General features: G+C 59.2%; 10 protein-coding genes and 1 pseudogene. 6 read left to right on the top strand and 5 right to left on the bottom strand.

Annotated features, from left to right (window positions below; translation table 11 throughout):
• Positions 1-16 precede the first annotated feature (16 nt).
• The 5 genes from hisS to AC0J6G_RS11955 all read left to right on the top strand — a co-directional run bounded on the left by hisS (position 17) and on the right by AC0J6G_RS11955 (position 5975).
• The gene (gene hisS, locus AC0J6G_RS11975) at positions 17-1306 is read left to right on the top strand and encodes a histidine--tRNA ligase (RefSeq protein ID WP_475247990.1); all 1290 of its coding nucleotides are present in this window, start codon (positions 17-19) and stop codon (positions 1304-1306) included.
• A 100-nt stretch (positions 1307-1406) separates the two neighbouring features.
• Positions 1407-1988 carry a tetratricopeptide repeat protein gene (locus AC0J6G_RS11970; protein ID WP_475253718.1) on the top strand — a complete coding sequence of 194 codons (582 nt, stop codon included), beginning with the start codon at positions 1407-1409 and terminating at the stop codon, positions 1986-1988.
• Complete coding sequence (gene bamB, locus AC0J6G_RS11965) at positions 1981-3132, top strand: outer membrane protein assembly factor BamB (protein ID WP_475253716.1); 1152 nt, start codon at positions 1981-1983, stop codon at positions 3130-3132. The genes AC0J6G_RS11970 and bamB overlap by 8 nt, the downstream gene beginning before the upstream one ends.
• Positions 3133-3256: 124 nt before the next feature.
• Complete coding sequence (gene der, locus AC0J6G_RS11960; protein WP_475247988.1) at positions 3257-4729, top strand: ribosome biogenesis GTPase Der; 1473 nt, start codon at positions 3257-3259, stop codon at positions 4727-4729.
• Between the two features lie 97 nt (positions 4730-4826).
• Positions 4827-5975, top strand: coding sequence for a pyridoxal phosphate-dependent aminotransferase (locus tag AC0J6G_RS11955; RefSeq protein ID WP_475247986.1), 1149 nt, complete (start codon positions 4827-4829; stop codon positions 5973-5975).
• Between the two features lie 125 nt (positions 5976-6100).
• Here AC0J6G_RS11955 and AC0J6G_RS11950 read toward each other — a convergent pair whose 3' ends face one another.
• The 5 genes and pseudogenes from AC0J6G_RS11950 to xseA all read right to left on the bottom strand — a co-directional run bounded on the left by AC0J6G_RS11950 (position 6101) and on the right by xseA (position 12212).
• Complete coding sequence (locus tag AC0J6G_RS11950) at positions 6101-7393, bottom strand: OprD family porin (protein ID WP_475247984.1); 1293 nt, start codon at positions 7391-7393, stop codon at positions 6101-6103.
• 247 nt (positions 7394-7640) lie between these two features.
• Positions 7641-9311 carry a 2-isopropylmalate synthase gene (gene leuA, locus AC0J6G_RS11945; protein WP_475247983.1) on the bottom strand — a complete coding sequence of 557 codons (1671 nt, stop codon included), beginning with the start codon at positions 9309-9311 and terminating at the stop codon, positions 7641-7643.
• Positions 9312-9628: 317 nt separating this feature from the next.
• Positions 9629-9793, bottom strand: a pseudogene (locus AC0J6G_RS11940) (mechanosensitive ion channel family protein); the annotation flags it as partial.
• A 163-nt stretch (positions 9794-9956) separates the two neighbouring features.
• On the bottom strand, positions 9957-10781 hold the full coding sequence (locus AC0J6G_RS11935) for a peptidoglycan DD-metalloendopeptidase family protein (protein WP_475247981.1): 825 nt from the start codon (positions 10779-10781) through the stop codon (positions 9957-9959).
• A 51-nt stretch (positions 10782-10832) separates the two neighbouring features.
• Positions 10833-12212: an exodeoxyribonuclease VII large subunit gene (gene xseA, locus AC0J6G_RS11930; protein WP_475253714.1), complete on the bottom strand. Its 1380-nt coding sequence runs from the start codon at positions 12210-12212 to the stop codon at positions 10833-10835.
• A 116-nt stretch (positions 12213-12328) separates the two neighbouring features.
• Here xseA and AC0J6G_RS11925 point away from each other — a divergent pair, with 116 nt between their 5' ends.
• Positions 12329-12880, top strand: a complete 552-nt coding sequence (locus AC0J6G_RS11925; RefSeq protein WP_475247979.1) for a sugar ABC transporter ATPase — start codon at positions 12329-12331, stop codon at positions 12878-12880.
• Positions 12881-12916 lie beyond the last annotated feature (36 nt).

Here is a 12916-nt window from a genome sequence, read left to right as displayed (position 1 = left end):
CCGTTAAGGAATTGAATTGAGCAAGTCCCTGCAAGCCATTCGTGGCATGAACGATATCCTGCCTGAGCAAACTCCGCTTTGGCGTTACTTTGAAGGCGCTGTGGCCAGTCTGTTGGACGGCTACGGTTATCGGCAGATCCGCATGCCGATCGTTGAATTCACCGAGCTGTTCAAACGCTCGATTGGTGAAGTCACCGACATCGTTGAAAAAGAGATGTACACCTTCGACGACCGTAACGGTGACTCCCTGACTCTGCGTCCGGAAGGCACTGCCGCCTGCGTGCGTGCCGTGCTTGAGCATGGCCTGGCCGGCGGTGGGCAAACCCAGAAACTCTGGTACATCGGCCCGATGTTTCGTCACGAGCGGCCGCAGAAAGGCCGTTATCGTCAGTTTCACCAGATCGGTGTGGAAGTTTTCAATATCGACGGCCCGGATATCGACGCCGAGCTGATTGTGCTGACCTGGCGCCTGTGGGGCCTGTTGGGCATCCGCGATGCCGTAAAGCTGGAACTGAATAGCCTGGGTACCAGTGCCGCGCGTGCGGTGTACCGTGATGCCCTGGTCGAGTTTCTGACTGCGCATGCCGATCAGTTAGATGAAGACAGCCGTCGTCGCATGGGCAGCAACCCGTTGCGCGTACTCGACAGTAAAGTGCCGGAAACCCAAGCCTTGCTGGTCAACGCGCCCAAACTGGCTGATTACCTCGACGAAGAGTCACGCGTTCACTTCGAAGGCCTCAAGGCGCGCCTGGATGCCGCCGGTGTGCCCTATGTAATCAATCCCAAGCTGGTTCGCGGTCTGGATTACTACAGCAAAACGGTGTTTGAGTGGGTAACCGATCAGCTCGGCTCCCAGGGCACTGTTTGTGCGGGTGGTCGTTATGACGGCCTGGTTGAGCAGATGGGCGGTAAGCCGACGCCGGGCGTGGGTTTTGCCATGGGCATCGAACGTTTGGTGCTGTTGCTCGAAACTCTAGGTAAAGTACCGGCTGAAATTGCCCGTACGGTTGACGTATACCTGTGCGCCTTCGGCGAGCCGGCGGAGCTGGCGGCGCTGGCGTTGAGCGAGCGACTGCGTGATCAGCTGCCTAACCTGCGTTTGCAAGTAAATGCCGGCGCGGGAAGTTTTAAAAGTCAGTTCAAGAAAGCAGACAAGAGCGGCGCACTCTATGCCCTGATCTTGGGTGAAGACGAATTGACCCAGCAAGTGGTAGGTTGCAAGCCGCTGCGCGGTCAGGGCGAGCAACAAAGTATTGCCTGGTCGGCATTGGCCGATCACCTGGCGAGCTGCGCCAATCAGGCTTGAGCGTCTGTTAAGTATTTAAGCGAATAGGAGTGTTGGGGTGGTTTCGCGTACTGATGATGAAGAGCTGGCGGTAATCAAAGACTGGTGGCAGAGCAACGGCATGCCTTTGTTGGTCGGTGTGGTGCTGGCACTGGTCGTGGTGTTTGGTTGGCAGGGCTGGCAGAAGTACCAGAGCAATCAGGCCCAGGGTGCTTCGCTGGTTTATCAGCAGCTGTTGGAAGCGGCTCTGGAGCCAAGCGGCAAGCCCGACGCGGTTAAAGTCGCGGAATTGGCAAATACCCTGAAAAATGAATATGCCGGTAGCCATTACGCCCAGTACGGCAGCCTGTTTGTGGCTAAGGTGGCGGTTGAGGCGGGTAAGCTGGACGACGCTGCCAGCGAGCTGCAGGCGATTGTGAACAAGCCGGCCGACGACAGCCTGGCTGAGTTGGCACGTCAGCGCCTGGCGCGTGTGCTGGCTGCGCAAAACAAGGCCGAAGATGCCTTGAAGCTGCTCGATACCCAGGCGGCGCCGGCATTCACTGCCAGCCGTGAAGAACTCAAGGGCGATCTTTTGGTGCAACTCGGCCGTGCCGACGATGCACATGCCGCGTACGAAAAAGCCAAGGCTGCGCTCTCTGAAGACGCCGCTGTCGGTGGTCTGCAAATGAAGCTGGATGATCTGGCGAAAGGGGATGCGTGACGTGATGCGCTGGAAGAATGCCGCACTGCTGGCCTTGGCCGTTTTGGCTGTAGGTTGCAGCAGCAATAGCAAGAAGGAACTGCCACCGGCCGATCTACCTAAGTTCGAGGAAGAGGTTAGCCTGCAGAAAGAATGGAGTCGCTCGATTGGTGAAGGCCAGGGCGAAACCTTCAATATGCTGGTGCCAGCCATCGACGGCGATCAGATTTATGCCGCCGACGTAGAAGGTTTGGTTGTGGCGATGGACCGCATGAGCGGTAAGGTGCTGTGGAAAACGGAGCTGGAATTACCCGTATCAGGTGCCGTTGCTGCCGGTTATGGCTTGGTCGTCGTTGGTACGCTTAAGGGTGAGATCGTCGCTCTCGACACCGTGAGTGGTGAAGAAAAATGGCGTGCCCGCGTGACCAGTGAAGTGCTGGCCGCTCCAGCGCTGAACGGCGATGTGGTGCTGGTGCAGACTCAAGATGATCGTTTGATTGCCTTTGATGCAGTGACTGGTAGCCAGCGCTGGATCTTCGAGAATACGCCGGCTGTTTTGACCTTGCGTGGCACCGGCAGCCCGGTGCTGACCAATCGCTTGGCAATCGCAGGTCTGTCCACCGGCAAAGTGATTGCGCTGGATGCACAGCGCGGCATTCCGGTTTGGGAGCAGCGTGTCGCTGTTCCTCAAGGTCGCTCCGAGTTGGAGCGTGTTGTCGACATCGACGGTGGTCTGCTGCTTTCGGCGGGCACACTTTATGCCGTCAGCTATCAGGGCCGTGTGGCAGCGATGGACCTAGAAAGCGGGCGCACTCTCTGGCAGCGTGAAGCCTCCAGCTCCGTTGGCGTGGCGCAAGGTTATGGCAGCGTTTATGTAAACCTGGCCAGTGGTACTGTTGAAGGTATCGATGAGCGTTCCGCTTCAGCGCTGTGGAGCAACGATGCACTGGCGCGTCGTCAGCTGTCTGCGCCGGAAGTGTTTTCCAGCTATGTGGCGTTCGGTGACCTGGAAGGTTACCTGCATCTAGTGAGTCAGGTGGATGGCCGTTTTGTCGGCCGTACCCGTATCGACAGTGATGGTCTGCGTGCGCGTCCATTGGTGGTCGGTGGCTGGCTGTATGCCTTCGGCAACAGTGGCAAATTGGTGGCTTTGACCATCAAGTAGCCCTCTGTCGCTTTGGTTGGGTTGTACCTCCCTGAGGCTGTGCAACCCAGCCAGCGCAATGAATTCCGGCCGCTGCCCTTGCAGCGGCTTTTGTATTTTCTGAAATAACGAAGTGGAGAGCCTAATGGTTCCCGTAATTGCCCTGGTGGGCCGCCCAAACGTCGGCAAGTCCACCCTGTTTAACCGCTTGACCAAGTCCCGTGACGCGATTGTCGGCGACCTGTCTGGTCTGACCCGTGATCGCCAGTACGGCGAGGCCAAGTGGCAGGGGCGAACCTATATCGTCATCGACACCGGTGGTATTTCCGGTGACGAAGAAGGCATCGACGCGAAGATGGCCGAGCAATCGCTGCAGGCCATCGAAGAAGCAGATGCCGTACTGTTTTTGGTGGATGCCCGTGCCGGTCTGTCTGCCTCCGACCAGATGATTGGTGAGCACCTACGCCGCCGTAACAAGCGCAGTTTTCTGGTGATCAACAAGGTCGATAACATCGATACCGACCTAGCGCGTGCCGAGTTCGCGAGCATGGGCATGGGCGAGTCCCTGCCGATTGCCGGTGCTCACGGTCGGGGTATCACCCAGATGCTTGAGGCCGTGCTGGGCTCCTTCCCCAAGGATGCCACTGAGCCGGAAGAGGGTGAGGAGGACGAGGTCGTTCTCGAAGGTCAGGAAGCCAAGCGCATTCCCGGCCCGAGCGAGAAGGACGGCATCAAGCTGGCCATCATCGGCCGGCCCAACGTCGGTAAGTCGACCCTGGTCAACCGCATGCTCGGCGAAGAGCGGGTGATCGTCTATGACCAAGCCGGCACCACCCGCGACAGCATCTACATCCCGTTCGAGCGTGATGACGAGAAGTACACCCTGATCGACACCGCCGGCGTGCGTCGTCGCGGTAAGATCTTCGAGGCCGTGGAAAAGTTTTCGGTGGTGAAAACCCTGCAGGCGATTCAGGACTCCAACGTTGTGGTGTTCGTCATGGATGCCCGCGAAGGCGTGGTCGATCACGACCTCAACCTGCTTGGCTTCGTATTGGAAAGCGGCCGCGCCCTGGTGATTGCCCTGAACAAATGGGATGGCATGGAGCCGAGCGAGCGCGATTACGTGAAGGTCGAGTTGCAGCGCCGGTTGTTCTTCGTCGACTTTGCCGATATTCACTTTATCTCGGCGCTGCATGGCACGGGCGTGGGCAATCTGTATAAGTCGGTGCAGGCGTCGTTTAAGTCGGCGATCACCCGCTGGCCGACCAACCGTCTGACCCAGATTCTTGAAGACGCCGTGGGCGACCACGCGCCGCCCATGGTCAATAACCGCCGCATCAAGCTGCGTTACGCCCACTTGGGCGGTGCTAACCCGCCGCTGATCGTGATCCACGGTAACCAGGTCGAGTCCGTACCCAAGTCCTATATCCGTTACTTGGAAAACACCTACCGCCGCGTACTTAAGCTGGTCGGTACGCCGATCCGCATCGAGTTCAAAGGTGGCGAGAACCCATACGAGGGCAATAAAAATACCCTTACAGACCGCCAGGTGAACAAGAAGCGCCGCCTGATGACTCACCACAAAAAGGCTGAGAAGAAGCGCAAAGACAAGCGCTAAGCGTGGATTGAAACGCTCTATAAAGGCACCTTTGGGTGCCTTTTGCGTATTCGGGTGATCGGCTATCCTGCGCCTTCACCAGCCGGATGCCGCCTCGATGATCATCAGTAAGTTGCCGAACGTCGGCACCACCATTTTTACCCGCATGTCGCAGCTCGCCGCCGAGACGGGGGCGCTGAATTTGTCCCAGGGCTTCCCTGATTTCGACGGGCCGCAGGCACTGCGTGATGCGGTCGGCCGGCACATTGCCGCCGGGCATAACCAGTACGCGCCGATGACCGGCTTGCAAGCGCTGCGCGAGCAAGTCGCGGCGAAGATTGGCCGATGCTATGGCCGAACCGTCAGCGCTGACAGTGAGGTCACCATCACGCCGGGCGCGACTCAGGCGATTTTTTGCGCGGTACAGGCGCTTATCCGGCCTGGCGATGAGGTGATTGTCTTCGACCCCTGCTACGACAGTTATGAGCCGTCTGTTGAGTTGGCTGGCGGGCGGTGTGTGCATGTGCCGCTGGCCGCGGCGGGTTTCGCCCTTGACTGGCAGCGCCTGCAGGATGCGTTGAGCGCCAAGACCCGGCTGATCATTCTCAATACGCCGCATAACCCCAGCGGTGCGTTGATCTCACGCGCTGAGCTGGACCAGCTCGCCGCGCTGATTCGCGGGCGCGACATCTACTTGATCAGCGATGAGGTCTACGAGCATCTGGTGTTCGATGGCAAGCAACACGTCAGCGTGCTGGCCCATGAGGAGCTGTATCAGCGCGCCTTTGTGGTCAGCTCGTTTGGTAAAACCTATCACGTCACCGGCTGGAAAACCGGCTATGTGGTGGCGCCACCGGCGCTCTCCACTGAACTGCGCAAGGTGCACCAATACGTCAGCTTTTGTGGCGTTACGCCGCTGCAGTGGGCGCTGGCTGACTATATGGCTGAGCATCCTGAACACACCGATCAGTTGCCAGGATTTTACCAGGCCAAGCGCGACCTGTTCTGCGACTTATTGAGCTGCTCGCGTTTTAGTTTTACCCGCGCTGCCGGTACTTTTTTCCAGCTTGTGGACTACTCGGCCATTCGGCCTGACTTGGATGATCGGGCAATGGCTGAGTGGCTGACCCGTGAGCAGGGGGTAGCGGCTATTCCGGTGTCGGTGTTCTATCAGCAGCCGCCTGAGGCGCAGCGTCTGGTGCGCTTTTGCTTCGCCAAACGTGAAGAAACTTTGCGCCAGGCGGCGCAAAAGCTCTGCGCGATCTAAGTGTGCTGCCGGGGTTGGCTTTGTTTAAACCCCACGTCACCTCACAAGGCGTTTATAACCGCCCACAAAAAAGCCCGAACCAGTCGGGCTTTTTTGGGCCTTGTCAGGCGGCGTTTAGCGGCTGATTAGAACACGCTGATCGGGTAATCAACGAAGACGCGTACTTCGTTACCGCCGACGTTGTATTCGCTGGATTTCTGCGACACACGCAGGAACGAGCTGCGCAGTCTAACGCTCAAGTCTTTGGCTGCGCCGCTCTGCACTACGTACTTGAGCTGGTTGAAGATTTCACGCTCGGTGCCGCCAGTGCTGGTGGATGTAGTGATGTTATTACCACGCACGTACGCCACGTTGTAGCTCAGACCGGGGATGCCGAAGCTGCTGAAATCCAGGCCATAACCCAGCTGCCAGCTGCGCTCGTCTTCGGCGTTGAAGTCAGACCAGTAGGAGTTGGCCAAGTAGATGGTATTGCCACCGTCGCCCGGACGGTTGCCGGCGCTCTGGTAGCCGCCGTAGGCATAACCGTAGTTGCTGTCGCCGGTGCTGCGCTGGTGGGCCAGCGTGAAGGAGTGCGCACCCACTGCGTAGATTGCGGCCAGGCTCCAGATTTTGTTGTCTTCACCGGTGGCGTCGATCGCTTCGGCGTAAGACGAATCCAGCTTGGTGCGGTAACCGTTAAAGTCCAGGGTCAGCGACCGCTCGGCTGCCAACGGGAAGACGTAGTTCAGGTTGACGTACTGCTTCTTCAACACGTCTTCAACATCGGAGGCGTACAGCGCGGCGCTGAACTGCTCGCTGAACTGGTAGCTACCGCCCAACACGTTAATCGACTTCAAGCCGCCGCTGTCACGGCTTTCTGCACTTTTACGCGATTCTGCAGTAAAGCGGCCCGCGTTCAGTTCCAGGCCCTCAATCTCGGTGGAGGTGATCAGCGTGCCGGTATAGCTTTCCGGCAGCAGGCGCGAGTTGTCGTGGTTGAGCACCGGCAAGGCCGGCATCTGCTCACCGTAGGTCAGAACAGTGTTGGAGGCGCGGAATTTGACCGCCGCACCGGCTTTGGACAAGTCGTTGGCGGCGCTGCCGCTATCACCCTGCTTGAAGAAGTCGATGCCGCCAGCGCCGGAGCGGCCTTTGCCGCCGTCCAGGCGCAGCGCATACAGCGCGAAGGCATCAACACCGACGCCGATGGTGCCTTCGGTGAACCCTGACGAGAAGATGCCCGTGGCCGATTGACCCCACTCCGCTTTATCCGAGTTCGGCGCGAGGTTCTTGTAATCGCGATTGATATAGGCGTTGCGCAGCAGCACGTTGAGGCTGCTGTCTTCAACAAAACCCTTAGAGGCCGCTTGATCGTTGGCCATGGCGTGCGTGGCACTGAGTATTCCCAGAGCGATCAGCCCCATCCGGTTAGTCAACATGTTGTTTTCCTTGTCATGAGTTGAAGGTGCGCAGTGGGGCGTGTGCAAAAAAATACGCATAGACGCCCCAAACCCATCGAAAAATGCGCTGGGATACGTTTCGCTGGGGGTGCTGTCTGGAGGTGTAGCTGTAGCCACAGGGGCGGCGCGGATCCTAATCGCGCCCTGAGAGCCGTGTCAATTTGATGAAGCGCACAGAAATAAACAGCGGCGGCTGAAGACGAGCCGCCACTGTGTGCCTGGTGCCTTAGGCCGCTTGTTCGGCTGTCTGGCCGAGTGCGCGGTTCAGGGCGCTGAACAAGGCGCGGAAGCTGGCCGTGGTCAGGTTCTCATCAATGCCGACGCCATGCAGCGCGCGCCCACCATTAACGCGCAGCTCGATATAGGCCGCGGCCTTGGCGTGGGTGCCGGCGCCGATGGCGTGCTCGCAGTAGTCCATGATTTCCACGGCGACCGGTAAACCGGCGACCAGGGCTTCCAGCGGGCCTTTGCCGATGCCGCGCCAGTGCTGGCTTTCGCCGGCATTAACGATCTCGACATCAACCGCGCTGGTGCCGTTTTCTTCCTGCAGGCGATGGCCCTTGAGTGCGTAGGGTGCCGTGGCTTGCAGGTACTCAGTGTCGAGCAGTTGGTAGATTTGCATCGCGCTCATTTCCAAGCCAAGGCGGTCGGTCTCGCGTTGCACCACCTGGCTGAATTCAATCTGCATGCGCCGTGGCAGGTTGATGCCGTATTCCTGTTCAAGCAGAAAAGCGATACCGCCTTTGCCGGACTGGCTGTTAACGCGGATCACTGCCTCGTAATCACGACCAATATCGGCCGGGTCAATTGGCAAATAAGGCACTTCCCAAAGCGTACCGTCCTGGCGCTGGGCGAAGCCCTTGCGGATGGCATCCTGGTGCGAACCCGAGAAAGCGGTGTGAACCAAGTCGCCGGCATACGGGTGGCGTGGGTGCACAGGGATCTGGTTGCAGTCTTCAACGACCTTGCGTACGGCGTCGATGTCAGAGAAGTCCAGTTCGGGATTAACGCCCTGGGTGTAAAGGTTCAGCGCCAGGGTTACCAGGCAGACGTTACCGGTACGTTCGCCATTCCCGAACAGGCAGCCTTCAACACGGTCGGCGCCGGCCATCAATGCCAGTTCCGAGGCCGCAACACCAGTGCCACGGTCGTTGTGGGTGTGCACGCTGAGCAGCACGCTGTCGCGTTTATCGACATGGCGGCCGAACCATTCGATCTGGTCGGCGTAGTTATTCGGTGTGGCGCACTCGATGGTCGCTGGCAGGTTGAGGATCAGCTTGTTCGCCGGCGTCGGCTGGAACACCTCGATCACCGCGTTGCACACCTCAACAGCAAAGTCGGTTTCGGTGGAGCTGAACACTTCCGGTGAATACTCGAAGCCCCACTGGGTTTCTGGCGCCGCGTCGGCCAAACGCTTGATGGTTTTGCCGGCGGCTACGGCAATAGCTTTCACCCCGGCTTTATCTTGGTTGAAGACAATTTTGCGGAAGCTCGGCGCGCAGGCGTTGTAGTAGTGGACGATGGCCTTCTTCGCGCCTTTCAGCGACTCGAAAGTGCGCTCGATAAGGTCGTCACGGGCCTGGGTCAGCACCTGGATGGTCACATCATCCGGGATATGGCCGCCTTCGATCAGCTCACGAACGAAGTCGAAATCTGTTTGTGAGGCGGACGGGAAGCCCACTTCGATTTCCTTCAAACCCACGGCCAGCAGGCACTTGAAGAAGCGCATTTTCTTCTCGGCGTCCATTGGTTCGATCAGTGACTGGTTGCCGTCGCGCAAGTCGGTGGACAACCAGATCGGCGCCTTGTCGATAATCTGGTCCGGCCAGGTACGGTCTGCAATCCGGATTGGGGTAAACGGGCGGTACTTCTGCGAAGGGTCTTTGAGCATGCTCATGGGGCAATCCTTTTAGCGCGGCAGCAAGCGGCGAGCCGGGCGCAATATAAAAATAGGGCTGGCGTGGGCGTAACAATTAGCCACGCAGTCGCTGGCTGACCAAGCAGAGGTTGGCGTGTTGGCGCAGCAGAATAAGAGTGTTATGGGTGTTCATGGCGCCAACCCTAATCCCTGAGGTTAAAGCTGGCAACTAATGCGAATAAATTAGTGCTTACAGCCTGTTTGGTGATTTTTAGATTGTTTTTGTGCCTGTAAACAGCGTTGTGCTTGCTACAAATTGCGGGCGGCTGCGGGTGTTGTCGCCTGCGTGCTGCCCATCAAGGCAGTGGGTTTGGCCGCATGCTGTATTTCAGTTCGCGCATGTCCGCCCCGCTGGGATGTTGGAACACCCGCAGGCCGAACTCGGGAGGGATTGCCAGCAAGTGATCGAAAATATCTGACTGGATAGCTTCGTAGCGTGCCCATGCGGTGGTGTTGGTAAAGTTGGCCAGCCACGCCGTGATGATCAGCAGGCTTAGGCCGGTCAGGCTGTAGAAAAGGTTCATGCCGTTCCTCGGGTTGACCGCTCAGCCAGTTAACGCCGTCACCTTAACAAACTAGCCGCTGGCGAACAGCCAGGGTGCTTTGCGTGTTCAGCCTGAATGCTCAGGGCTTAAAGGCACCGATAAAAATCGCTGGGTCGACGCGGGCGTCATTCAGGCTGACGTTCCAGTGCAGGTGCGGCCCGGTGGCGCGGCCAGTCGCGCCGACTTTGCCGAGGATGCCGCCACGGGCAATCTCATCACCGACGTTTACGCCGATGGCCGAGAGGTGGCAGAACATGCTGATTAGGCCTTGGCCGTGGTCGACAAACACGGTTTTGCCATTGAAGAAATAATCGCCAATCAGGATCACCTTGCCCGCCGCCGGTGCTTTGATCGGTGTGCCGCTATTAGCCGCAAAATCCAGCCCAGAGTGCGGGTTGCGTTCCTCGCCGTTGAAGAAGCGGCGCAGGCCGAAGGGGCTGGACAGCGGCCCGTTTACTGGCCTGTCGAACAACAGGTTGCTCGGCTGGCGCGCGCTGAACTGCTGGTAGGCGCGGGTCTGCTCGGCCAGTTCGCGCTCGATGCGGGCCAGGTTCTTGGCGTTCGGATTGACCTGCTGCTGATTCTTGATAGTGATGCGCTGCTCAACATAATGCTTGCTGCCGACCTGAAAGCTCAGCGTCTGGCTGCTGTTGACGCTGACCTGTTGGCTGCCTGGCTGGGCGCTAAGCGGGATGCCGACGATGGCGATCCAGCGTTGCTGATCTTCATGGATCACCAGCACCGGTTTGTTTTGATAGCGCACGCTGGGGGCGCTGGTGGCGGGTCCCAGATCGACTACGGCTACGCCGCCGGGCACCGGCTTGTTAAGCAGCCGGCTGATAAAACCTTCGGCGTGGGCGGGCAGGGCGAGCAACATAATCAGCAGAATCGAGAAAAGGCGCATGAGTAGCCCTTGGTAGGGTGGATGACGCTTTTTCATCCACCGTGTTTGTGGTCAGTCGAGCAGCGACAGCGTAACCGGCTGCACATGGTTGTCTTCGACCCGCACATCCAGCTCGCCGTTTGCGAGGCGCGCCTTCAAACGCTGGCCTGGAAGGGTGTCGGCGGCGTTGCGGATGGCGCGGCCGCGTTCATCCAGCAGAATGCTGTAGCCACGCCCGAGGGTGGCCAGCGGGCTGACCGCGTGCAGCGTTTGCATCTGGCTTTGTAGCTGCAGACGGCGCTGTTTCAGGCCTTCGCGCATGCTGCGTTGCAGGCGCTCGGCGAGGGTCTGCAGGCGTTGATCCAGCAGCTTGAGGTTGCGTTCCGGGTGCAGGCTGAGCAGGCGCGTTTGCAGGTGATTCAGGCGTTCGCTGCGCTGCTGCAACTGGCGCTCGAAGGCGCGGCTCAAGAGCATGTCCAGATCATCGATGCGTTGGGCGTGCTGGCGCAGGCGTTCGCCAGGGTGGCGCAAGCGCCGCTGCAAGCCGTCCAGGCGCATGCGCTCGCGCTCCAAGCGGTGTTGCATACGCAGGTTCAGGCGGCGCTTGAGATTGTGTAGACGCTGCACCAGTTCGCTGCTATCGGGTGCCAGCAGTTCGGCGGCGGCAGAAGGTGTCGGTGCGCGTACATCAGCGACAAAATCGGCGATGGACACATCAGTCTCATGGCCCACGGCACTGACGATGGGCGTGACGCAGGCGGCAATCGCGCGGGCCACCGGCTCTTCGTTAAAGCACCAGAGGTCTTCCAGCGAGCCGCCACCGCGAGCCAGGATCAGCGCATCAAAGCCCCGTGCATCGGCTATGCCAAGGGCACGGACAATCTGCGCTGTGGCCTCGCGGCCCTGCACGGCGGTGGGGATCAAGGTCAGCTCGACCTGCGGTGCGCGGCGACTGAATACGCTAATGATGTCGCGGATCACCGCGCCAGTCGGCGAGCTGATAATGCCGATGCGCTTTGGGTGAGCCGGCAGGGCGACTTTGGCGTCGGCGGCAAACAGCCCCTCGGCACTGAGTTTTTCCTTCAAGGCCTCGAACGCCAGGCGCAGCGCACCATCGCCGGCCGGCTCCACCGCATCAAGAATCAGCTGGTAATCGCCGCGTCCTTCAAACAGCGAAACCTTGCCACGCACCTTCACCGCCAGGCCGTCACGCAGGGCCTGGCGCACCTTGGCGGCGTTCTGCCGAAACAGCGCGCAGCGCACCTGGGCCTGACTATCTTTAAGGGTGAAATAAATGTGCCCAGACGCCGGTTTAGCCAGGTTGGAAATTTCACCTTCGACCCAAATGCCGCCGAATACATCTTCCAGCAGCAAGCGCGCTCGGTTGTTCAGTTGGCTGACGCTGAGCACCTCGCGGTCGAGGTTCAGGCGTTGGAAGGGGTCTTTAATCATGGCCGGCATGATAAAGGCTTTACTCCGCCTGGCCATAGCGGATTGACCTTGACCGCCACGGTCAGCACTTTAAGCTGCGCGCCCCTAGATCCCTGATGCGTTAACCGAGTCCCGTTATGAGCGAGCAACAAGCCATCATCGTGCCGCAAATTTCCAGCTTCCCCGGCCATGAGGCGCGGGCACGGCTGATTGTGCGCTGGCTGGTCAAGCAGAACATCGTCGAAGAGCAGCTTTCAACTTGCGGACGTACCTACAAGCACATGGCCTACGGCATTGCCGCCGGCGCGCGGCGGGTGGTCGAACGCCCTGAGTTGCTGCCATTCGGGCAGGCGGTGCATGGCCTGGAAATTATCTACAAGCGCTGCATCTACACCCCGACGGCCGGTTTTCTTGAGGAGGCGGGCTGCGCCAAATGTCGCAAGGAAGTAGGCGAGGCGCTGTTCGACAGCCTAGAAGAGTGGATGCCAGGACACAGCGATAACTTCACCTGCCCGCGCTGTGGCCATGAGGACGACATTAACGGCTTTCTGTTTCTGCAGCCCTGCGGCTTTTCCAATCTGGGTTTTATCTTCAATAACTGGGCCGATGCTGGCTTCAAGCAAGATTTTCTCGACGAGTTTGCCGCGCGTTTGGGCTATCCGCTGTCACTGGTACGGGTCGACCTGTAGAGCAACCACTCTCATGCGTGAATGCGGAGGTGGGTT

The organism is Pseudomonas sp. TS_SC_3 (assembly GCF_056156225.1).
The sequence above is the reverse complement of the archived record's forward strand: the minus strand, read 5'-3'. Positions and strand labels throughout refer to the sequence as shown.